The sequence below is a fragment of the Facklamia sp. P12945 genome, assembly GCF_050409485.1.
GTDB lineage: Bacteria > Bacillota > Bacilli > Lactobacillales > Aerococcaceae > Facklamia.
On the sequence record NZ_JBNUPJ010000002.1, the window covers coordinates 36,973 to 58,588 of the forward strand.

Annotated in this window: 23 protein-coding genes; 2 read left to right on the top strand and 21 right to left on the bottom strand. The window is 37.1% G+C overall.

Annotated elements, in window-relative coordinates; translation table 11 throughout:
• Window positions 1-9: 9 nt before the first annotated feature.
• A complete protein-coding gene (locus ACQV2X_RS00880; protein ID WP_428891927.1) occupies window positions 10-1,932 on the bottom strand; it encodes a V-type ATP synthase subunit I in 1,923 nt (640 codons plus the stop codon).
• Window positions 1,923-2,243 (bottom strand): hypothetical protein, encoded by a 321-nt coding sequence (locus ACQV2X_RS00885; protein WP_428873282.1) that lies wholly within the window; start codon window positions 2,241-2,243, stop codon window positions 1,923-1,925. Before ACQV2X_RS00885 ends, ACQV2X_RS00880 begins: the two co-directional genes overlap by 10 nt.
• Window positions 2,244-2,445: 202 nt before the next feature.
• Between ACQV2X_RS00885 and ACQV2X_RS00890 the strand changes: the two genes are divergently transcribed.
• Both ACQV2X_RS00890 and ACQV2X_RS00895 read left to right on the top strand, forming a co-directional pair.
• Window positions 2,446-3,366 (top strand): peptidase U32 family protein, encoded by a 921-nt coding sequence (locus ACQV2X_RS00890; RefSeq protein ID WP_428873281.1) that lies wholly within the window; start codon window positions 2,446-2,448, stop codon window positions 3,364-3,366.
• A gap of 9 nt (window positions 3,367-3,375) precedes the next feature.
• Window positions 3,376-4,620 (top strand): peptidase U32 family protein, encoded by a 1,245-nt coding sequence (locus tag ACQV2X_RS00895; protein WP_428875097.1) that lies wholly within the window; start codon window positions 3,376-3,378, stop codon window positions 4,618-4,620.
• Between the two features lie 79 nt (window positions 4,621-4,699).
• Here ACQV2X_RS00895 and ACQV2X_RS00900 read toward each other — a convergent pair whose 3' ends face one another.
• From ACQV2X_RS00900 to rplR, 19 genes are all read right to left on the bottom strand, one after another.
• Window positions 4,700-6,166: a phosphate:AMP phosphotransferase gene (locus ACQV2X_RS00900; RefSeq protein ID WP_428876133.1), complete on the bottom strand. Its 1,467-nt coding sequence runs from the start codon at window positions 6,164-6,166 to the stop codon at window positions 4,700-4,702.
• A complete protein-coding gene (locus ACQV2X_RS00905; protein ID WP_428875094.1) occupies window positions 6,160-6,693 on the bottom strand; it encodes a GNAT family N-acetyltransferase in 534 nt (177 codons plus the stop codon). Before ACQV2X_RS00905 ends, ACQV2X_RS00900 begins: the two co-directional genes overlap by 7 nt.
• Window positions 6,686-7,456, bottom strand: a complete 771-nt coding sequence (truA, locus tag ACQV2X_RS00910; RefSeq protein WP_428873274.1) for a tRNA pseudouridine(38-40) synthase TruA — start codon at window positions 7,454-7,456, stop codon at window positions 6,686-6,688. Before truA ends, ACQV2X_RS00905 begins: the two co-directional genes overlap by 8 nt.
• Window positions 7,457-7,580: 124 nt before the next feature.
• Window positions 7,581-12,551 carry a S8 family serine peptidase gene (locus ACQV2X_RS00915; RefSeq protein ID WP_428875092.1) on the bottom strand — a complete coding sequence of 1,657 codons (4,971 nt, stop codon included), beginning with the start codon at window positions 12,549-12,551 and terminating at the stop codon, window positions 7,581-7,583.
• 181 nt (window positions 12,552-12,732) lie between these two features.
• Window positions 12,733-13,536 carry an energy-coupling factor transporter transmembrane component T family protein gene (locus ACQV2X_RS00920; RefSeq protein WP_428873272.1) on the bottom strand — a complete coding sequence of 268 codons (804 nt, stop codon included), beginning with the start codon at window positions 13,534-13,536 and terminating at the stop codon, window positions 12,733-12,735.
• Window positions 13,529-14,434, bottom strand: coding sequence for an energy-coupling factor ABC transporter ATP-binding protein (locus tag ACQV2X_RS00925; protein ID WP_428894175.1), 906 nt, complete (start codon window positions 14,432-14,434; stop codon window positions 13,529-13,531). The genes ACQV2X_RS00920 and ACQV2X_RS00925 overlap by 8 nt, the downstream gene beginning before the upstream one ends.
• Window positions 14,404-15,243 (bottom strand): energy-coupling factor ABC transporter ATP-binding protein, encoded by an 840-nt coding sequence (locus ACQV2X_RS00930; protein ID WP_428873269.1) that lies wholly within the window; start codon window positions 15,241-15,243, stop codon window positions 14,404-14,406. Before ACQV2X_RS00930 ends, ACQV2X_RS00925 begins: the two co-directional genes overlap by 31 nt.
• Before the next feature lie 247 nt (window positions 15,244-15,490).
• On the bottom strand, window positions 15,491-15,871 hold the full coding sequence (rplQ, locus tag ACQV2X_RS00935; RefSeq protein WP_258436808.1) for a 50S ribosomal protein L17: 381 nt from the start codon (window positions 15,869-15,871) through the stop codon (window positions 15,491-15,493).
• A gap of 23 nt (window positions 15,872-15,894) precedes the next feature.
• Entirely contained in the window at window positions 15,895-16,839 is a 945-nt protein-coding gene (locus ACQV2X_RS00940; protein WP_428873268.1) for a DNA-directed RNA polymerase subunit alpha, read from the bottom strand.
• Window positions 16,840-16,912: 73 nt separating this feature from the next.
• Window positions 16,913-17,305, bottom strand: a complete 393-nt coding sequence (gene rpsK / locus ACQV2X_RS00945; RefSeq protein WP_090289495.1) for a 30S ribosomal protein S11 — start codon at window positions 17,303-17,305, stop codon at window positions 16,913-16,915.
• A 25-nt stretch (window positions 17,306-17,330) separates the two neighbouring features.
• A complete protein-coding gene (rpsM, locus tag ACQV2X_RS00950) occupies window positions 17,331-17,684 on the bottom strand; it encodes a 30S ribosomal protein S13 (protein WP_428873267.1) in 354 nt (117 codons plus the stop codon).
• A gap of 22 nt (window positions 17,685-17,706) precedes the next feature.
• Window positions 17,707-17,820: a 50S ribosomal protein L36 gene (rpmJ, locus tag ACQV2X_RS00955; RefSeq protein ID WP_006908512.1), complete on the bottom strand. Its 114-nt coding sequence runs from the start codon at window positions 17,818-17,820 to the stop codon at window positions 17,707-17,709.
• A gap of 23 nt (window positions 17,821-17,843) precedes the next feature.
• Window positions 17,844-18,062, bottom strand: a complete 219-nt coding sequence (gene infA, locus ACQV2X_RS00960) for a translation initiation factor IF-1 (protein ID WP_090289497.1) — start codon at window positions 18,060-18,062, stop codon at window positions 17,844-17,846.
• A gap of 25 nt (window positions 18,063-18,087) precedes the next feature.
• Window positions 18,088-18,741: an adenylate kinase gene (locus ACQV2X_RS00965; protein WP_428873266.1), complete on the bottom strand. Its 654-nt coding sequence runs from the start codon at window positions 18,739-18,741 to the stop codon at window positions 18,088-18,090.
• Between the two features lie 35 nt (window positions 18,742-18,776).
• Window positions 18,777-20,069, bottom strand: coding sequence for a preprotein translocase subunit SecY (gene secY, locus ACQV2X_RS00970; RefSeq protein WP_428873264.1), 1,293 nt, complete (start codon window positions 20,067-20,069; stop codon window positions 18,777-18,779).
• On the bottom strand, window positions 20,069-20,509 hold the full coding sequence (rplO, locus tag ACQV2X_RS00975) for a 50S ribosomal protein L15 (RefSeq protein WP_428873262.1): 441 nt from the start codon (window positions 20,507-20,509) through the stop codon (window positions 20,069-20,071). The genes secY and rplO overlap by 1 nt, the downstream gene beginning before the upstream one ends.
• 31 nt (window positions 20,510-20,540) lie before the next feature.
• On the bottom strand, window positions 20,541-20,720 hold the full coding sequence (gene rpmD, locus ACQV2X_RS00980) for a 50S ribosomal protein L30 (protein WP_428873260.1): 180 nt from the start codon (window positions 20,718-20,720) through the stop codon (window positions 20,541-20,543).
• Window positions 20,721-20,731: 11 nt separating this feature from the next.
• Entirely contained in the window at window positions 20,732-21,235 is a 504-nt protein-coding gene (gene rpsE, locus ACQV2X_RS00985; protein WP_428873259.1) for a 30S ribosomal protein S5, read from the bottom strand.
• A 20-nt stretch (window positions 21,236-21,255) separates the two neighbouring features.
• Entirely contained in the window at window positions 21,256-21,612 is a 357-nt protein-coding gene (gene rplR, locus ACQV2X_RS00990; RefSeq protein ID WP_428873258.1) for a 50S ribosomal protein L18, read from the bottom strand.
• Window positions 21,613-21,616: the final 4 nt, after the last annotated feature.

Here is a 21,616-nt window from a genome sequence, read left to right on the forward strand (position 1 = left end):
CTAGTAAATTTATTTAATATTAATGTATTTGCCTAAGTATTTTAATGGGGCAAAGGCTTGACCCCCAGCTTCATAGAATTTACCGAAGAACTCAACGAAGATTAAACGTGCAGAGTGAACATAAGCACTTAAGACCGTTAAGCCAAAGTTAAATAACTGTAAAGCAATGATTAATAGAATACCCACTGAAAATCTTGCTGCAGGAGGTAAATATGCCACCAAAATATTAAAGGCTAAGGCAATTGATCCTCCAGCTATACCAAGGGCCATTAGTCGACTATACGATACTAAATCTCCTAAATAAGAAGAGATGCCATACAAATCGTATAAACCGGCTCCGAAACCGGCAAATTTATTTTTACTTTTAATAATAGCTACTACCAAAATTGTTATGGCTGCAAACCCAGCTAAATATAGGCCTAATTGTTGTAGACTTTCAATGTTTAATAACATTGGTCCAAGGACTGCAATTAAAAAGCCAAATAGCATGATAATCCATGATAGTCCATCCTTAATTGCATCTAATCGATTACTTTCCCAATTTAGGAGTGTGTTTAGGATGAGTCCATGAATGATTTGGATAAATCCTAAACCAATCGACAAGGCCAATACCTGAATGACGTCTTCAGTAGGTGATAGCAACTTGAAAGGCAAGGATTCACCAAAAAACGACCCGTAAATTAAGCCCCATAGCAAAACAGCATATGATAAGAGATGGAAGAAACGTATGTTTTTTTTCATCCCTTTATCGATCGTAAAGAATTTTAATGGGATAAAGGTTCCTAACCAGAGTAAAATTCCATAACCTAAATCGGCAATCATCATTCCAAAGAATGTCCAATAATAAGGCGTTAAAGAGGATGTCGGGTCAAACCCCTTATATCCAGGTAGACCATACATTGAAGTAACTGTTTCAAAAGGTTCAACCAAAGGGTGATTTTTTAATTGAATGGGTACTTCTTCGCTTTCTTCTTCAGTTGGTGTCACATAGTCTAAATAAACTTCTCCATTTAGCGCTTTTATAACTTCTTCTAAGCTTGCTTGAGCTTGTTGCTCTTCAATCCAACCTTCTAGAGCGAACAACTCCCCTTTGTTTAATCCTAATTCTGTTGCTTTTTGTCTTTCTACTTTGGCATAAAAAACTTCTTCAGCGATTTTTAATTGGTTATATTCTTGTCTGAAACTTCCCAATTCTTTTCTTAGATCTCTGGCTTTGTTTCTTAAGTTTTCCGCTTCTATATGGGATTCTTCTAGCAGTTTAACCGGAAGGTCTTTGAAGCGATAATCTAAGATCTGGAAGCGGTTTTGATTAAGAAATTGATTCACTTCGAAGGCATCATCCTTATCAAAAGCAACTGCCAGGCCAATTTCTTCTTTAGACTGATAGACCTCTTCCAGTGCAATTCGGTCTTCTTTCAAAGCATTGTAATATTCATTATCCGCTGTTTGAGGAATTGTCCCTAATAACAAGCGTGTATAGCGATAATCTTTAGCGTAATCTGGAAGTGCTTTTAGATTGCGCCACTTATGATAAAAATCGGCTTCATTCTCGCAAATTTGAATTTGGGAATCAATTTCTTCTAGCATCTTTTTCTTTTCCCATACTTTATCAGTAATCTTCTTGGCTTGCTCATCCATTTGACTTTCTTCAATTTCAGCCATACTCATTTCTGGTAATGGCGTTAGATACTTGTCTTTAAAGGATTCAGCTGTTAGATAACTTTCTAAATATTTTTTTGCTGATCGGACATTTTCTAACTGATCGAGATATTCTGTCAGTTGTTTTGATTCCATTTTTGGCTCTTGGTCCAACAATTCAGAGTTAATTGTCTTCACTTGAATGTTTTGCATTTTTTGAAATGCCTGCATCAAGTCGTCACGATTTTCTTTCTCAACAATTGCTAAAACCTTAGCCATTTTAGCTATTGCCATATTTCTTTCACCACCTTTTCAGCAATTTTTTGCGTCAAATCCTCACGGCGGTTAGCAATATCGGATTCAATTTGAACAACCGACAATTGATTTTCATTTCTTAAGTCATTTTCAACCTCAAGAAATTGATGATTATATTTTTCTTTAGTCGTTTGTTTAAATTGAGCGAATTCCGAATCAACCTGCCTTTTAAATGTGAGTTTTTGATCTTCAAAGTTTTCTTGCATTTCTTGCAATTTTTTTTGATAATCAGCAACTTTTTCAGCACTTAATGCCTCTAATTCGTTAACTGTCTCAATTAAATTTGCCATTCGTTCACCACCCTTCTTTTCCTATTTCAAATAGGAAATAAATAATTAGCGACACTGATATTATAACATGAATTTTGATTCCGTTTCCAATATTATTTAGTTTGTGAAAAAGTTACTATGTATTAAAATGCTGTTTATTATCTCTGTTTACTCGTATATAATTGATAGATGAATAAAATAACGATTAGAAAGAAGGGTTCTAATGATCAAGTTGATTGCAACAGCTGAATCGATAGGACAAGCCAAAAAACTAATCGATCTTGGGATCGATCAAGTTGTTATTGGTGAGGAAGTATTTGGTTTGCGCTTGCCGGCTTATTTCTCCTTTGACGAAATGAAAGAGGTTATCGATTACGCCCACCAATACAAAAAAGAAGTCATCATTGCCATGAATGCTATTTTGCATAATGAACAAATTAAGCAAGCACGATCTTTTCTAAAGAAGATCAAAGAAATCGGTGCAGACCAAATTATGGTTGGCGATACTGGCTTAATTCAAATTCTTAAAGATGAAGACCTCTACTTACCATATATTTATAATGCTTCTGTTTTAATGACCTCATCCGGTCAAGTAAATTTTTGGGCCAAATATGGCGCAAAGAGAGCCTTTGTCGCAAGTGAAGTGCCATTTGTTGAATTAAAGGATATGTTAGCTGAAAGTCAAATTCCTCTTGTTTATCAAGTCTATGGCTCTACTTGTATTCATCAAAGTCGAAGACGCTTATTGAATAATTACTTTAACTATATTCATAAGGATGTTGAGGAGTTAACCGATCGTGATCTTTTCTTGTCTGAGCCTAATAAAAAGGATAGCCATTATTCGATCTACACCGATCAACACGGTACACATATCTTTGCCAATAAAGATTTAAATTTAATTGAATATTTACCCGATTTAGCAAATGTTCAACAAACGCATTGGTATTTAGATGGATTATTTACACCCGAAGAAGCGTTCAAACAAGTCGCAAGACATTTTATACGTGTGAAGGAATTAATTGAACAAGACCAAGTGACTTTAGAAGGACTAAAACTACATCGTGTAGCGGTTGAACAATATCACACTAAAAATCGGGAATTGGGTACAGGTTTCTTCTTATATGAAGCAGACCAGGTACAATAGGAGGCGCTTATGGAAAACTTAACTTTTAAAAAACCAGAATTATTAGCACCCGCAGGAACGCTCGAAAAACTAAAAACTGCGATTCACTATGGAGCAGATGCAGTATATATTGGCGGTAATGATTACGGACTTCGTAAAAGAGCCGGTAATTTTTCTTTTGAGGATATGGCTGAGGGAGTCGCTTTTGCCCATGCAAGAGATGCGAAGGTATATGTCGCTGCTAATATGGTTACTCATGAAAATGATGAGATAGGTGCTGGTGATTTTTTCCGGCAAGTAAGGGATATTGGCATTGATGCGGTCATTGTGTCTGATCCGACTCTTATGCAAATATGTGCCAGTGAAGCTCCGGGACTAGACATTCACCTTTCCACCCAGCAATCAGCTGTCAATTATGAAACCTTGAACTTTTGGCAGGAAGCCGGACTGACACGTTGCGTTTTAGGACGTGAGGTCTCTATGGCAGAAATTAAAGAAATCCGTGCTAATACGGATGTAGAAATCGAAGCTTTTATTCATGGTGCTATGTGTATATCTTATTCCGGTCGTTGTACTCTCTCCAACCATATGGCTAATCGTGACGCTAATCGAGGCGGCTGTTGTCAATCTTGTCGTTGGCACTATGGCTTATTCGAACTGCCTGAGTTGGACCAAAAAGTAATGGTGGGGGCAGGTGAACCGGGTATTAAAGAACCTTTCTCGATGTCAGCTGTTGATATGGGGATGTTAGACCATATCCCTGAAATCATTGAGGCAGGGATTGATTCGCTGAAAATTGAAGGCCGTATGAAATCCATCCATTATATCTCAACCGTTGTTAACGTTTATCGTAAGGCTATTGATAGCTTCTTTGCTGATCCTAAAAATTATGAAGTAAAAAAAGAATGGTCTGATGAATTATGGAAAATTGCTCAACGCGAGCTTTCAACTGGCTTTTATTACGACGCACCAAGTGAAAAAGAGCAATTGTTTGGCAAGCGTCGACGTCGACCAGAGTATTCCTTTATAGGGGAAGTTTTAGATTATGACCCTGATACAACCATCGCTACTATTCAACAACGCAATAACTTTAAAGTTGGTGAAACCATTGAATTTTATGGTCCTGGCATGCGCCGTCATCAAGAAACATTAGATCAAATGTGGGATGACACAGGAGCTGAAATCAAAGTGGCTCCTCACGCTATGCAAATTGTTACTATGAAAGTCAGTCAACCTGTTGCTAAGCACGATATGCTTCGTAAACACTTAAAATAAAACGAAAGCAACTCATAGATGATACCTACCACTTTTGCTGGATAAACAGTCAAAGGGTAGGTATCTTTCAGAGTTGCTTTTATTTAGCTATTATTTTTTCTAAGTGCTCAATGAAGTATTTCAAGACTTGAATACGGGCATAGCGTTTATCATTGCTGGCTACGATATACCAAGGAGCATATTCGGTATCTGTGCGAACCAACATTTCATTCATAGCCTCTAAATATTGTGGCATTTTCTCACGATTGCGCCAATCTTCAGCTGTTATTTTATAGTTTTTGGCTGGATCTTCTACCCGATCTTCAAATCTTTCATATTGTTCTTGACTATCAATATATAAGAAAAACTTCATGACAGCCGTGCCGTGGTCGGCCAAGGTTCTTTCCATTTGATTAATTTCTTCATAAGCGCGTTCCCAATCTCTTTCAGGGGTGAAATTTTCTACCCTCTCAACTAAGACCCGCCCATACCAAGAACGATCAAAAATAACCATCTGACCATCTTCGGGCATTTCTTTTTGAAAACGCCATAAATAATGAAATTTTTCTTCTATAGGGTCTGGTGCGTTAATTCCAAATATTTTATAAGAACGAGGATCAATGTGCCGGGTCAACCGCTTAATTGCCCCACCTTTACCAGCTGCATCCATTCCTTCAAAGGCTAAAACAATGGGGATTTTCTGATCATAGCATTGGTAAACCAATTTAGCCGCTTGCTCTTGTAAGTTAGCTAACTCCTTGTGGTAATCATCTTTTGAAAGACTCTTACTTAAGTCAAATTGGTCAAGAACATCGTAAACCTGATCACGATCTCTTTTAATCGCTTCATCCCTAGTCCGGCACTGAACGATCCGTTCTATACCACGATGAATTTCATCAATTACCGTCCCTAAGACCATTTTAGAAGCATATTTTTTGTCCTCAGCTGCAACGATATGCCAAGGTGATCGTTTATTATTAGTTTGGGTAAGAATCTTTTCAAACCATTCTTGGTGGTCTTGGTAGTTTTTATTTTGTTCATAGTCTACCTCAGATAACAAATGCTTTCCTTCAACTGTCTCTTCAAGTTTCTTGATGCGTTTTTTTTGTGTTTTTTCCGTTATATTTATGAAAAACTTAATAACAATCATACCGTTATTTATCAAAGTACTATCTAGTTCTGTTAATTCACGAACACGCTGCTCTAGTTTTTCATCATTTTTTTGATCATGATTAAAGACTTGATAGTAAAAGGAACGATCATAGACAACTATTTCTTGATTAGAGGGAATTTTTTGCCAAAAACGCCAAACAGAAGGATGCGCTTTTTCCATTTGATTGGCCTTGTCAAAGACTTCTACTCTCACATAACGTGGATCGAGTTCACGCGTTAAATCGTTGATCACATAGCCTTTACCTGCCGATTCCCAGCCATCAATTAAAATTAAAACTGGAATTTCAAGTCCTTTAACTGTTCGTTGTAATTGATCGAGCCTTTCACCCAACTCTGATCTTTTATAGTTATCAAAGCGTTGGTCAATTTTTTCAAAATCAAAGTCTTTTAACATGGATTCTCCTTCTTTCTGTAATATTGGTAAGCATCTCTAGGATCGCCATTTTCTAAAAAAATAATGCCACAAAACTGAAATCCTAGCTTTGCTAAAATATGTTTCATTGGTTGATTTTCCTCATGTGTGTCAATTCTGATATTCGAATAATGTTCCAAGGTCCAGTCTAATAATGCTTGCCCACTACCTTTTGCTGATGGTAAAGATGCTAGTCGATGAATAGTCACATACTCTTCATCATTCAGCCACTGTCCCTGAATGTTTTTATAAGTAGGGTCTTCCCCTGCTAGCAAAGCCATCACTGCTAATATTTCATGATCGAGCCTATCTTCTACTATATAAGAATGTGCTGAACGATAATCATTTAGAATGACCTCTCTGCCAGGATAGCCATCAATCCATTGATTGAGATTACCAGTAGCCAATTGAAATCGACGTGCTTGATCATAAATGGCTTGCAACTTATCGATATCTTTTAATTCTACTCGACGAACCTGCCAGTCACTTGTTTTTTTTATCTTACTCAAAAGGATCCTCCTCATATTCTACATGCATTAAATATAAACCTTGTGGAGGCGCTGTAGGACCTGCCTGGTTGCGATCTTTTATATCTAGAAGTCGTTGCATCTCGATAGGTTCTTTAAGGCCGTCACCTATTTGAAGGGAAGTTCCCACAATAATACGGATCATATTGTATAAAAATCCGTTCCCTTTAAAATCAAAAACTAACTCTTGATTAGGAACGTCTAGATTAGCCTTTACTTCATATAAGTTTCTCACTTTATTCTCTTTATCTGTTTTAGTAGAGCAAAAACTTGTGAAATCGTGTTCTCCTTGTAGATAAGCTAAACCTTCTTGAATGCGCTCAATTTCAAAAGGATAACCATGGTGAGTGGTAAAATTTCGTTTAAAAGGATCTGGGAAAGCTTGAGTATCCACGCGATAGCGATAGGACTTTCCAATAGCATGGTAGCGGGCATGAAAATCTATCTTCGTCTGGTTACATTGAATAATACGAATGTCTTTTTCAAGAATAGAATTCAAAGCACGCAAAAGATTGATAGCCGGAATCGAAGCAGGAAAATCAAAATGGATCACTTGCCCCATGGCATGAACCCCTGCATCTGTTCGACCGGAACCTATAATTTTAATAGGGTTTTCTGGGCTTTTTTTAGCAATAAGAAGCAAGGCATTTTCAATTTTCTCTTGAATAGATATACCATTTTTTTGAATTTGATAACCGTGATAGTGACTTCCATCATATTGAACTTTAGCTACATAACGTGGCAAACTCCCACTCCTTTCCATCTCATTTAATTATAGACATTCTTTTCTTCATTATAAAGGCTAATGGTTGCCTAACAAAAAAACTCTCTCATTCAATTTGAATGAGAGAGAAAAAAGTAATGTGTTATTAATCTTTTAATTTTTTCTTTGAATACGCAAGGCTGCCTAAACCTAAGAAGGAAAGTATTGTTGCTACGATAGGATAAGCATGCTGACTCGTTTCTCCAGTAGCTGGTAAGACGCTAGCGCCTTCAGCATCAGATCCTACACCTTGATTCTTATCAAAACTTTCACCTTGCTGTGGTCTTGAACCAGCCTTAGGCTTCAAGTCTTTAGAATATCCCATTACAAGATTTTGCAATTCTAATAATTGAGCTTTTGTTAAATCGTTTAAGTTACTTGCCTCAATTTCATTCACTAAAGCTTGAGCTTTCTTAAGATCAAAATCTTTAGGCTTACGATAATCTTCGATATTCTTTAACTTATATTTAAACATTTCAAAGTAAGCATTGAAGTTTTTAATTTCTTCTGATAATTCGTCTTCTTTTGCTTGTTCTGGTTTTGTTGGATCAGTTGGACTGGATGGTTCTTTCGGACTTAAATGCTCATCATTTACCTTAGTACCCATTAGAATGATCTCTGTTTGAGCCGGACGAATAACTTCTCCGGTTAACGGATTCAACAACCCTTTAACTCCTTCTTGAATAGTTAATTCGATTCCTTCTAATAAATAAGAGTCTGATTTTTTATCCGTTTCAAAATCAATTTCTACTGGACCATATTCCACAACTTTATCAGTCGCGTCTATAAGAATAACTAATTCACCATCTTCATCGATATTAGCTTTTCCTTCTTGACCTTCTTGGACAACGTTCATTTCACCCACAGCTAAATCTGCATTAAAACGTTTCACAACTTTAAATGGAATAGCTTTTAAATCTCTTAATTGAACTGGGATAGATGTTGCTTCACTTTCATTACCAAAGTCATCATAAACAGTAAAGGTTAGCTCTTTTCCTAACTTAGATTTAGGAATAGTATATAAAACTTTTCCTTCGACTGGGATAGGATTTAATAGTGAATCGAATGTCTTATCTACGCGACCGATCATGTCATTATCCGCCCATAATTCAACATAGTTCATGTTATCACTGAAGTCGATCTCGAAGTATAATAAATCCTTATCTGGACCAAAGACTTGGTTAACTTTAAGTTTTGGCGCTTCAATATCTCGTCTTATTCTTTGAGCCACTTGCTGCTTAACTAATTTATCGTTAGGACTCTTAACATAAGCAATCATTTCAATACTGTAAACTTTATTTTCGGTTAACTTCTCAGTAGATATATCTTCCTTAAAGTAGATCATACCCTCTATTTCTTCAAAAGCGACTGGGTGATTTTCTATAATGATATTTCCGTCTTCGTCACTCACTCGATACTCTAAATAATGAAGCTCATTATAATTTGAGATTTCACCTGAAAGGTCAATGAATTCTTGATACTCACCATATGGCTGGAAGTACCAAGGGCTATTAGTAACAATTGATGGTAAGTCGGTTGTATCTAAGCCTTTTTCTGCAATATATTCTTCTGGATTGCTCGGAGCCTCACCATAAGCTTTGTTCTCTTCAGTTACCTCTGCTTCTGGTTCTTCTCCTGGTTTAATATCAGATCCTCTTTCGACTTCTTCTAAAGTACCATCAGCTAATAAGCGATATTGTTTAATATTTCGAGCGTTGTCATATACCCAAATATCTAAGTCTTTATCTTCAAAACCTTCTTCTAGATTAATTGTAAATGTTTCTTTTAGTAATTGTGGATTATCATTCTTATTAACTTCTTGCCAAGATACAGGTTGATCGCCACTATAAACCTCTACTGCAAAAATGCCAGATAAGTTATCTTCTACTGATAAAGTTACTTTGTTTTGTTCACGTTTGGCTTCTAACATAGCATCACTATTATCTAGTACAAACTTATACTCATAACGCTGTCTTTCAGCATCTGGCGCATCAATTTGTGCTTCGATTACATAATAATATTCACCTTCATCTACTTTCTCACCAAATGTATCGGTGAAATCCCAGCCAGTTCCCCAAGGATCTTGTAAGAATCGATATTGATCTTGGTATAAACGAGCAACTTTAAACATACGATTGATGATGGAAAGATCACGTATTTTTTCTCCAGCAGCATTTTCCACGTGGAAAGTTACATCGACTGCGTCACGTAAGAAAGCTAATTTCGGCGTTACTTTGTTTTCAAAGCCATCTTTCTCATTACTATTAACAAAAATCACCTTATCATCTTCAACTCGCCATGCATTAAAGTAATCCCAACCCTGTTCTAAACGCTTACGAACAAAGGCTGTTTTGTCGACACTACCATCCTCGTATTCAATCGGTAAGAAGTTGACATCTTTAGCGTCGGCAAAATCAATCATTTCATCAATAATCGGTAATTTATCCCATTCCCCCTTGAAACCAAAGAAAGGCAATGACAATTCAGTGGCTTTAGAATCAACTGGCTTGAAGAAGAAGTATCCTTGGACGTATTGATTTTGATCGATACCCATAGTTGAAATGATTTGTTCCATTGTTGCTGTTTGACCAGCTTTAACAGTAATTTCACCTAAACTCTCTTCCTTAATCGTTTCGGTTGTTTCTGTATAGCGACCTTCTTCATTAATCTTATCTTTTAATAAAACATAAGAAACAGTATAGGTCTGATCGTCTTTACCATAGTTTTTCAGTTTTAGATTAGCTACAAATTGATCTTGAACTTCTTTTATTTCAAGCTTTCCGTCTTCTTTTGTATCTGTCTCATTAGTTGCCACAACAGTCACAAGATTATCTAAGGCTTTTTTGATATTCGCAAGACCTGCACCTTGTTGAATAGGAGTGTAATAAGAAGCACCCTCTTCAAGTGTATTTAACTTTGGAACGGCTGTATTCATTAAAATCAGCATTGCTAAGTCATCCTGTAATGGATCTTTTTCTTTCCCATTACGGACTAAAATACCTTCATCATAAAGTCTTTGCATTACAAGAGCAGCCATGCCCGATAAGTGAGGTGTTGCCATCGATGTTCCCGACATATTCTGATAACGATCATCACTCATTAAACTATAAATGAAACCACCTGGTCCGGCGATGTCCGGTTTTAATAGTAAGTCTGTAGAAGGCCCCCAAGAAGAAAACTCGCTGAGATTACCTGCCGTGAAAGCATCAAATGCTTGTAGTTCTTTAGAAATTTTGAAAAGGGCATCTTGATTAGAACTAGCAATTTCCTTAAGCTTCTGTCCAGACTCCTTAGTCACAAACATAATTGGAATATCTAAATTCTCTAAACCTGTCATTTCCATAGTATAAGGGCTTTCTAAATTATCATAAATAATTAGTCCTGCCGCATTGCGTTCTCTAGCTAACTGATATTTCTCATTAAATGAAGCATCCCCACGTTGGACCAGAACAATTTTCCCAGTAAAATCGACCTCTGCATTGTTGGTATCTTTATACAGTTCGTAATCTTCTACATTACCTTTGCCAAATTCTACAAGTGGTAATTCTTCACTGAATCCTTCAGGATAGGTAAAGGAGCCTGGGAAGTATTTAACTTCTTCTCCTGCTTTTACTTGAACATAGCGTTTCATTTCTTTTAAGTTATCGAATGAAGCAATCGACATGGAAGGATCCACACTGGCTGGATAGCCCATCGTGCTATTATCTGGATTTTTACCTAGTTGAGTATAATCTGTCCCCCAAGTAGCGTTACGGTCATTACCTGCTGCAATCATTGGAAGAATTCCTTTATCGCGAGCGTTTTGAACGGCTTTTGCCATTGGAGTATCACCCATAATGTTAAAGCCACTTGACATACCTAGAGACATATTAATGATATCAGCACCTAATTTAACCGAATCATCAAACGCTTTCATCCAAATGTCTTCATAAACTGTTGCGTTTACTTGATCTTCTGAGAAGGCTTTCATTAATAGTAATTGTACATGTGGCGCGATTCCACGAATACCACCCTCTTCTGGGTCACCATTCGCTCCAATCGTACCAGCTACGTGGTTTCCATGCTCATCTTTAGACTGTAAAGTGTCTACATTGTCAGCATAATTATAACCATATGCAATTTTATTAGAGTACCATTTACCTGGTAATCCTAATTTTTGAATCATTTCATTCATTTCTGCTTCATCATAACGTTTTTCGATATCATCAGCTAAAATGAAATCACGATGATAAGGATCAAAGCCTGTATCAATAACTGACACAACAATGTTTTCACCCTTATATTCTGTTTGGTAATCAGCTAATAAATCCATTCCAATTAAAGGACCAGAATTAATCATATTAGCTTCGGCTACTGGGCGTGTGTAACTTTGCGATACATTTACAGACAAGACTTGAGTCATCGACTTAAGTTGATCAATTGTAGCTTGGTTAGCTACAGCTGAGAAACCTGTAAATGAAGCTGAATATTCTTGTTCACCTTCTAAAGTAAGCCCTTGACCAGCGAGAAGATCAGTAATTTCTTTGATGGTTTTCTTTACTTCTTCTTCACTTTCTTTAATAGCTAACTGATAGAGTGTCTCGTCACGATAGTCTGCTCGATCAATAGCTGCTAGGTTATTGGTGCGCACAATTATCTTAACTTTATCTTCGGCTACTGCTTCATCATCTTTAGCTTCTGTTGTTTTAGTTGGCTCTGCTGTTTCTTCTAAGACTGTTGTTTCAACAGCTTCACTTGTTTCAACCGTTTCACTTGTTTCAACTATCTCAGTGTTTTCAATAGTCTCAGTTTTTTCAATTGAAGTTGATGTCTCCACTATTTCACTTGTCTCTATGATCTCTTTTTTAGGAATCGCTTTCAATTTTTCATTTGAAAATTCTTTCGCTTGCTGTTTTTCCTCCACTGAATTCGTGGTAACTTTTTGATCCGACTCCCTAGTAGTCTGTTGATGACTGTTTTCTTGAAGCTGAACTTGATCCACTTTTACTTCTTGTTCTTCAGCATTAACTTGATTAGCCTGTGCCATCATCATTAACGCAAGCCCACAAGAACTAAGCACCTTCAATCGATTATTCATAAAATTCCTCCTCAAACGTTTTCATATGGATACATTTTAACAGATTTTTTTTAAATTTGATAGTGAATATAAGAAATAAATGAGTGTTTTATTAAATTGTAAGGGCTTGATTTTAATATTGTTAAACTATTAAAAATCCCTAAACACTAGGTTTAGGGTGCAATAAGATTGTGGTTTTAAATTAAATATAAAACCGAATAGTTAGAATGATTACGGTGATTAAAATCATGACAATTAAAACAATCACGTCGTTGCGATCATAATCTAAGTAACGGTACTTTGTTCGCCCCTCAGCACCATGATACCCACGTGATTCCATGGCCGTAGCTAGTTCCTCTGCTCGATTAAAAGCGGAAACAAATAGTGGAACAAGTATAGGAACAATTGCTTTCATCCGTTCCATCATAGACCCTTCATCAAAATCCACTCCTCTTGAACGTTGAGCATTCATTATAGTTTGAGCCTCATCTAAAAGTGTCGGTACATAACGTAAGGCAATTGACAACATTAAGGCTACTTCATGCGATGGAAATCCAAAATGTGTTAAAGGACGCAACAGATGTTCAATACCATCAGTTAACTCAAGCGGAGCAGTTGTTAAAGTTAAAATGGTTGACATCATAATAATTAAGAACAAACGCATAAAGATATAAAAGCCGCCTAATAATCCTAGCGATGTAATCGAAATGGGTCCCCAATTAAAATAAACCTGTCCTCCTGTTGTAAACAATATCTGAAAAATGACCGTAAAAAGAATAATCCATAGCATAGGCTTTAATCCCTTAAAGAAAAAACTAAGCTTCAACCGACTCAATTTGATGCCTATTAACAATACTAGAAATAAAGTTCCATATCCTACTACATTATTTGCAAAAAAAACAAGTAAAATAAAATAGAAAGTAGCAATCAATTTAGTGCGAGGATCGAGCGCATGAATCCATGAATCAATTTGAATATAGCGACCGATTAATATCTTATCATTCATTAGCGCTAGCCTCCCAATCATTTTGTTGATGATTAATGTCAATTAGAATCTCTGCTAGTTGTTCTACTGTTAGAGGAGATTGCTTAATTTTTTTCATGAGATCTTCAGGAATTTTATCATCTAATAAATCAATAAACGCTAAAGTCTGTGGTAAACCTAATTGCTTTTCTCTCAACCATTCGGGATCAGAGAATACTTCTGAAGGAGTTCCTTGCTTAACAATCTGGCCATTTTCCAAAACCACCACATTATCGGCATACTTGGCCACATCATCCATCTGATGAGTAACTAATACGAGAGAAAGATGATAGTCCTTTTGCAATTGCATAAACATTTCCAGCATGGTGATTTGTCCCAGTGGATCCAGACCAGCCGTTGGCTCATCTAAAATTAAAACTTCTGGTTGCAATGCCAGTACACCGGCGATAGCAACTCTCCGCATTTGACCTCCACTTAAATCAAATGGTGACCGCTCAAAAAGTTCTTCATCGATTCCCACTAAACTTAGCATATCACGGGCAATTCGCTCGGCTTCTTCTTTAGAAACACCAAAATTTTGTGGACCGAACATAACATCTTTTAACACTGTTTCTTCAAAGAGTTGACTTTCGGGAAATTGAAAAACTACACCGATTTTTTTTCTTAGTGCTTTAAGGTTTTTATCTTTTGATTCGGATGTGATCACCCGACCGTCAACAATCAATTTGCCCCTAGTTGGTTTTAATAAGACGTTTAGGTGTTGGATAAGGGTAGATTTACCTGATCCTGTATGACCTATAATAGCTGTGACTTTTCCTTGTGGGATTTCTAAATCAATCCCTTTAAGTACAGGAACTTCAAAGGGGGTTCCTGGCGAATAAGTGAAATCTACTTGTTCAAATACGATTGAGATAGCCATTCTGCCATTTCCTCCTCTGTTAAGTAGTAGTCTGGGACATCCATTCCCTTTTCTTTTAGTTGCAAACGTAATTTCTCAGCAAAAGGAAGATCTAAACCCATTTCAATTAGGGATGTGCCCATAGAAAAAATGTTAGCAGGAATATCTTTATAAATTACTTTTCCTTCTTTTAAAACGATGATTTGATCAGCTAGACTGGCTTCATCAATATCATGAGTAATGGAAATGACCGTCAATCCATACTTTTCTTTGATTTCTCGAACGACTTCGACCACTTCTTTACGTCCTAAAGGATCCAACATAGCCGTTGATTCATCCATGATGATAATGTCTGGACGTAAAGCAACAACTCCAGCAATGGCAATTCTTTGTTTTTGCCCACCTGAAAGTCTTGCTGGCTCTTTTTTTAAGAAATCAAGCATTCGGACTTGTTGAACAGCTTCTTTTACGCGAACTTTCATTTCTTCACGATTAACCCCGTTATTTTCAAGACCGAAGGCCACGTCATCTTCGACAGTCGCACCGACGAATTGGTTATCAGGGTTTTGAAAGACCATACCAACTGATCGACGAATATCCCAAACAGTCTCTTCTTGTAACTTCATGCCTTTAACGTATATTTCTCCTTCGTAAGGCACTAGAAGACCATTAATCGTCTTTGAAAGAGTAGACTTGCCCGATCCATTCGGACCAATGAGCGCTACCCATTCCCCTTTATTGATACTTAAAGAGATATCCTTAATAGCGTCTTTCTCGGCGCCAGGATACTGAAAAGAAACTGAATCGATTCGGATAATTTCTTCTTTCATTATTGTCTCCTTAAAAGATATTCTTATATTAATAGTTAAAGTCGTTTGCTTTCCTTAACTATTAATACAAGTTTTATGTATAAAAAAAACACTTGAAGATGATAGCAGGATTGAGATTAGAAATTCGGCTAATCCCAATCCACCAATTATATTGGTTGCTATAGAGCTAGACTCCTCGATTATCTCTTGAAATCATAACACTCTCCATCATCAAAGTGAATTAGTCAACTTAAGAAATAGCGTTATCTTAAACTAGCTCTAAGATAACCATCGGTGCACCGTCGCCACGACGAGGACCTTTCTTAAGGATACGTGTGTATCCACCATTACGTTCAGCGTAACGCTCAGCATAAGTATCAAACACACGATTTAATACAGTCTCAACCACTACCTCATCACCTTCGATACGAGCATCTGCAATTTCATTGCGTAAGAATGCTGCTGCACGACGACGAGAAGCTAAATCACCTTTTTTACCCAGAGTGATCATTTTATCAACTGTCTTACGAACTTCTTTAGCGCGGGCTTCAGTTGTTTCGATACGCTCGTTGATAATCACATCTGTCGTTAAATCACGTAGTAAAGCCTTACGTTGTGAACTCGTACGACCTAATTTACGATATGACATTCAGTTTCCTCCTTTACTCTCTACTAGTCTTCTTCACGTAAGCTTAATTCTAAACCAGCTAATTTATTTTTCACTTCATCTAATGACTTACGGCCGAGGTTACGAACCTTCATCATTTCAGCTTCGGATTTATTAGTTAGCTCTTGAATTGTATTTATTCCGGCACGCTTTAGACAATTATAAGATCGAACAGACAGATCAAGTTCTTCTATCGTCATGACAAGAACTTTTTCTTTTTCTGCTTCTTCTTTTTCTACCATAATTTCAGTATTACGTGCTTCATCATTCAAATCTACAAAGATATTTAAATGTTCAGTTAAAATTTTTGCAGCTAAACTTAGAGCTTTTTCTGGACTTATTGACCCATCGGTCCATATATCCAATGTAAGCTTATCATAAATATTTCGCTGTCCAATCCGAGTGTTTTCAACTTGATAGTTTACTTTTTTGATTGGAGTGTAGATCGAATCAATCGGCAATACACCAATTGGTGTATCTTCTCGCTTATTATGTTCACTTCGAACAAATCCACGACCATTTGACACATTCATTTGCATATTCAATTGAGCACCTTCTGCTAAGGTACAAATATACAAGTCAGGGTTTAGGATTTCGATTTCATTATCATGAATAATATCTGCTGCTGTTACTGTTTTAGGACCTGCAACATTTAATTCGATCACCTTATCTTCTTCTGTATGTGTATTGAAAGCTACTTCTTTTAAATGCAAAATGATGGTTGGAACGTCTTCAACCACACCTTTTATTGTAGCAAATTCATGAACTACGCCTTCAATTTGAACACTTGTAATCGCTGATCCTGGTAATGAAGATAACAAAATTCTACGTAATGAATTTCCAAGGGTTGTTCCATAACCACGTTCAAGTGGCTCAACGACAATTTTACCATACTTAGCATCGTCACTGATTTCAATCGTTCTAATATCTGGTTTTTCAATTTCGATCATCGATTATTTGCCCCTTTCAAAACGTTTGTCGCGATGATAATTTCGTTTCTAAACGGATTCTACACAATTATCATTATACACGGCGACGTTTTGGTGGACGGCATCCGTTGTGTGGAATTGGTGTAACATCACGAATAGCTGTAACATCTAATCCAGTTGCTTGTAATGAACGGATTGCAGACTCACGACCTGAACCTGGACCTTTAACAGTTACTTCGACTGTCTTCATGCCATGATCCATTGCTCCTTTAGCTGCAACCTCAGATGCCATTTGCGCTGCAAATGGAGTTGCTTTCTTCGAACCACGGAATCCAAGTGATCCAGCTGATGACCATGAAACAGCATTTCCATTCACATCAGTGATCATAACAATCGTATTGTTAAAGGTTGAACGAATATGAGCAATTCCTTTTTCAATATTCTTTTTAACACGACGACGACCTCTACGTGCTTGTTGTTTTGCCATGAATTTTAACCTCCTTTGTTAAGTTCTATCTAATTGGTTTCTTAGGACCTTTACGAGTACGTGCATTATTTTTAGTGTTTTGTCCACGTACAGGTAAGTTACGACGATGACGGATACCTCTTAATGAACCAATATCTTGAAGACGTTTGATGTTCATGCTGACCTCACGACGTAAGTCTCCTTCAACACGAATCTTATCAATGATTTCACGGATACGATCCAATTCGTCGTTCGTTAAATCTTTTACACGTGTATCTTCAGAAACATTTGCCTCTTCTAAGATTTTCTTAGCAGTTGAGTTGCCGATACCGAAGATATACGTTAAAGAAATAACCACACGTTTTTCGCGGGGAATATCTACTCCTGCAATACGAGCCATGCAATTTCCTCCTTCTTAATTATTATCCTTGACGTTGTTTGTGTTTTGGATTTTGACAAATCACCATAACTTTTCCTTTACGGCGAATAACTTTGCATTTTTCACAAATTGGTTTTACTGATGCTCTAACTTTCATTATACTCCTCCTTATTTCGTAGACTACTTAAAGCGATAGGTAATGCGGCCACGAGAAAGGTCATAAGGGGATAATTCAACAGTGACTTTATCTCCAGGTAGAATACGGATATAATTCATACGGATTTTACCAGAGACGTGTGCTAATATTTCATGACCATTCTCAAGTTCTACCTTGAACATAGCGTTCGGTAGAGTTTCCATAATAATACCTTCTACTTCAATTACATCATCTTTTGCCATTCACTTACCTCCTATGGACGAAGTTTTATAATTTACTTAACACTTCTTGAATCTTGCTATAAACTTGATCGATAGAATTTTCTCCACTCACTCGGTGCAACAATCCAAGTTCTTCGTAATAAGCTAGAATTGGTTGAATCGATTCCATTTGGAGATTAATACGATGAGCAACTTTTTCAGGTTTATCATCTTCACGTTGATAGAAGTCATGAGCGCCACATGAATCACATGTGTTCTCTACTTTTGGTGGATTATAAATCTTATGGTAACTCGCTCCACAAGATCCACAGATAATTCTTCCACTTAAGCGTTCTTTTAGAACTTCAGGAGCCACATCAATGTAAATAACGGCATCGATTTTAGAATCGAGGCTTTCAAGGTTGTCACTTAAAGCGCGGGCTTGTTGTAAAGTTCTTGGATAGCCATCCAACATAAAGCCATTTTCTTTTACGTCGCTTTGATTTAAACGTTCTTTAACAAGTCCGTTAGTAATTTCATCTGGAACGAGATTACCATTGTCGGTATATGATTTCGCCTCTAGTCCTAGTGGCGTCTCATCTTTAATCGCTTGCCTGAATATATCGCCAGTAGCAATATGGACAACCGGATAGTCTCGAGTAATTTGTTCACTCTGAGTTCCTTTACCAGCCCCAGGTAAACCCATTAATAATATATTCATTAATTAATCATCCTTTATATTTGTCTATTACGCAATTATAAATTCAAGAAACCTTGATACCGACGTTTAATCATACGACCTTCAATTTGCTTAGCTGTTTCAATCGCTACTCCAACTACAATTAGCAAACTTGTACCTGACAAAGCAATATTAGCGGGAACTTTCCAAATGAAGCTCACGACAATTGGTAATAGTGCAATCACTGTTAAGTAAATTGAACCTACACCACTCAAGCGATTAATTAAACGAGTAATGTAATCTTCAGTATCTTTTCCTGGCCGTACACTCGGAATATATGCAGCTTGTTTCTGTAAGTTTTCAGCTACCTTTTCTGGATTCACTTGAATTAATGAATAGAAGAAGGTGAATGCGATTAAAAGAATTGTATAGAATACCGCACCATACGGATGCTGAATGTTTAATACCTTGCTAAGTAATTCCATCACGCCACCTTCAGGATTTGGATTAATTAAACCGATAATCGTTTGAGGCGTAGTTAAAAATGATGTCGCAAAGATGACTGGAATAACTCCAGCAGAGTTAATTTTTAGCGGCAAATGCGCCATATGTCTAGCGCCAGATACTTTTTTGGAGTGGTGGATCGGGATGCGACGCTGAGCCCTTTCCATTATGACGACAATGGTTGTCATAACAATAAGAGCTAGAACAACTCCTAAACCAATTAGAATATTGATTCCCAATTTATCGCCAGCTCCAATGATCATCGTATTCACAAAAGCGACAACTTCCTGTGGAATTTGTGCTAGAATACCTGACATAATTAAAATAGAAATTCCATTACCGACACCCTTACGTGTAATTTGTTCACCTAACCAAACGAGTAACATGCTGCCAGCTGTTAAGACAAGAGCAATTGTTAAATAGGTGGAAGGTTGTGGATTCTTAATTAAACCTAAACCGGACATACGGTTTAAACCATATGAAAGACCAGCTGATTGGATATAGCCTATGACTATGGCTAAGTATATCGTCCACTGGTTTAATTTACGTCGTCCCACTTCACCTTGCTTGGCCCATTCAGTAAACTTTGGAATAATATCCATTTGTAAGAGTTGAACAATAATGGAAGCTGTAATATAAGGCGAGACTCCCATAGCAAACAGTGAATACCGGCCTAAGGCTCCTCCACCAAATGTGTTTAAGAGCCCCAAAAGACCATTACTTGCTATTGAATCTAAAACTTTCGCATTTACTCCTGGCATAGGGATATGCGATCCTAATCTAAAGATTGCTAAAATAAACAAGGTGAAAAGAATTCTTCTTCTAACATCTCGCGAACTAAAAGCATTCTTAATAAATGTGAACATTAGATCACCTCGATTGAACCGCCAGCTGCAGTAATAGCTTCCTCTGCAGTTTTAGAGAACTTGCTAGCTTGAACAGTCAATTTTTTCTCTAAGTTACCCTCACCTAAGATTTTTACTCCTGATAATTCTTTTTTAATAACACCTGATTCAATCAATAAAGCCGGTGATACAACGGTTCCCTCGTCGAACATATTTAATGTCTCAAGATTAACAATTGCATAGTCTTTACGATTAACATTAGTGAAACCACGTTTTGGTAAACGTCTGAATAGAGGTTGTTGTCCTCCTTCAAATCCTAACCGTACACCGCCACCTGAACGCTGTTTATGTCCGCCTTGTCCACGACCAGCTAATTTACCGTTACCTGAACCTTGTCCACGACCTACACGGTTACGTTCCTTGCGCGCACCTTCAGCGGGTTTTAATGTGTGTAATTTCATATTGGCACCTCCTTATACTAGTATACTAGATTTAAGCTTCTTTTACTTCTACTAAGTGACTAATTGTTTGGAGCATTCCACGAATAGCTTCATTATCAGGTTTTATAACGGTTTTATAAGTTTTTGTTAACCCTAAAGCTTTGGCAGTAGCTACATGATTCTTTTTACGACCAATTAGGCTACGTTTTAAAGTGATTTCTAAGTTTGCCATGGACTTTCCTCCTAACTTAATAATTCTTCTACTGTTTTACCACGCAATTGAGCCACTTCTTCAACCACTTTTAGTTGCTTCAAAGCTTCAACAGTCGCGCGAATCATATTAATAGGTGTATTAGAACCTAATGATTTAGAAGTTACATCAGCAACACCTGCTAATTCCATAACGGCACGAACAGGCCCTCCTGCAGCCACTCCAGAACCGGCTTGTGCTGGTTTAAGCAGAACGCGTCCACCACAGAATTCACCGATAACTTCATGAGGAATCGTTGTTCCTGCCATTGGGACAGTTACTAGGTTTTTCTTAGCCGCTTCGATTGCCTTACGAATTGCTTCTGGAACTTCTTGAGCTTTACCGGTTCCAAAACCAACGTGTCCTTCTTTATCTCCAACAACTACAAGTGCTGAGAAACGTAAACGACGTCCACCTTTTACAACTTTAGTTACTCGGTTAATCGCTACTACACGTTCTTCAATTTCACCTAAATTTTCTGGTTTAATATTAACCATCGATCGGTTTCCTCCTTTTCTTAAAATTCGAGTCCATTTTCACGTGCAGCTTCAGCTAAGGCTTTAACACGTCCGTGATAGATATATCCGCCACGGTCAAATACTACGACTTTAATTCCTTTTTCAGCAGCGCGTTCAGCAATTAATTTTCCAACAGCAGAAGCTTGTTCTGTTTTACTTGCCTTAGCTACTGACTCATCTTTACTAGAGGCACTTGCTAGCGTCACACCCGCTACGTCATCAATTAATTGAGCGTAGATGTTTGTATTTGAACGAAATACGTTTAAGCGTGGGCACTCAGCAGTACCAGAAATCTTATTACGAATACGATTATGGCGTTTTTTACGCGACTTATTTTTATCTGGTTTAGTAATCACAATG

Excerpts from the sequence above, each read along its gene's own strand:
- ACQV2X_RS00880 (WP_428891927.1), bottom strand. The coding sequence starts at position 1,932 with ATGGCAATAGCTAAAATGGCTAAGGTTTTAGCAATTGTTGAGAAAGAA.
- ACQV2X_RS00885 (WP_428873282.1), bottom strand. The coding sequence starts at position 2,243 with ATGGCAAATTTAATTGAGACAGTTAACGAATTAGAGGCATTAAGTGCT.
- ACQV2X_RS00890 (WP_428873281.1), top strand. The coding sequence starts at position 2,446 with ATGATCAAGTTGATTGCAACAGCTGAATCGATAGGACAAGCCAAAAAA.
- ACQV2X_RS00895 (WP_428875097.1), top strand. The coding sequence starts at position 3,376 with ATGGAAAACTTAACTTTTAAAAAACCAGAATTATTAGCACCCGCAGGA.
- ACQV2X_RS00900 (WP_428876133.1), bottom strand. The coding sequence starts at position 6,166 with ATGTTAAAAGACTTTGATTTTGAAAAAATTGACCAACGCTTTGATAAC.
- ACQV2X_RS00915 (WP_428875092.1), bottom strand. The coding sequence starts at position 12,551 with ATGAATAATCGATTGAAGGTGCTTAGTTCTTGTGGGCTTGCGTTAATG.
- ACQV2X_RS00920 (WP_428873272.1), bottom strand. The coding sequence starts at position 13,536 with ATGAATGATAAGATATTAATCGGTCGCTATATTCAAATTGATTCATGG.
- ACQV2X_RS00925 (WP_428894175.1), bottom strand. The coding sequence starts at position 14,434 with ATGGCTATCTCAATCGTATTTGAACAAGTAGATTTCACTTATTCGCCA.
- ACQV2X_RS00930 (WP_428873269.1), bottom strand. The coding sequence starts at position 15,243 with ATGAAAGAAGAAATTATCCGAATCGATTCAGTTTCTTTTCAGTATCCT.
- rplQ (WP_258436808.1), bottom strand. The coding sequence starts at position 15,871 with ATGTCATATCGTAAATTAGGTCGTACGAGTTCACAACGTAAGGCTTTA.
- ACQV2X_RS00940 (WP_428873268.1), bottom strand. The coding sequence starts at position 16,839 with ATGATCGAAATTGAAAAACCAGATATTAGAACGATTGAAATCAGTGAC.
- rpsK (WP_090289495.1), bottom strand. The coding sequence starts at position 17,305 with ATGGCAAAACAACAAGCACGTAGAGGTCGTCGTCGTGTTAAAAAGAAT.
- rpsM (WP_428873267.1), bottom strand. The coding sequence starts at position 17,684 with ATGGCTCGTATTGCAGGAGTAGATATTCCCCGCGAAAAACGTGTGGTT.
- rpmJ (WP_006908512.1), bottom strand. The coding sequence starts at position 17,820 with ATGAAAGTTAGAGCATCAGTAAAACCAATTTGTGAAAAATGCAAAGTT.
- infA (WP_090289497.1), bottom strand. The coding sequence starts at position 18,062 with ATGGCAAAAGATGATGTAATTGAAGTAGAAGGTATTATTATGGAAACT.
- ACQV2X_RS00965 (WP_428873266.1), bottom strand. The coding sequence starts at position 18,741 with ATGAATATATTATTAATGGGTTTACCTGGGGCTGGTAAAGGAACTCAG.
- secY (WP_428873264.1), bottom strand. The coding sequence starts at position 20,069 with ATGTTCACATTTATTAAGAATGCTTTTAGTTCGCGAGATGTTAGAAGA.
- rplO (WP_428873262.1), bottom strand. The coding sequence starts at position 20,509 with ATGAAATTACACACATTAAAACCCGCTGAAGGTGCGCGCAAGGAACGT.
- rpmD (WP_428873260.1), bottom strand. The coding sequence starts at position 20,720 with ATGGCAAACTTAGAAATCACTTTAAAACGTAGCCTAATTGGTCGTAAA.
- rpsE (WP_428873259.1), bottom strand. The coding sequence starts at position 21,235 with ATGGTTAATATTAAACCAGAAAATTTAGGTGAAATTGAAGAACGTGTA.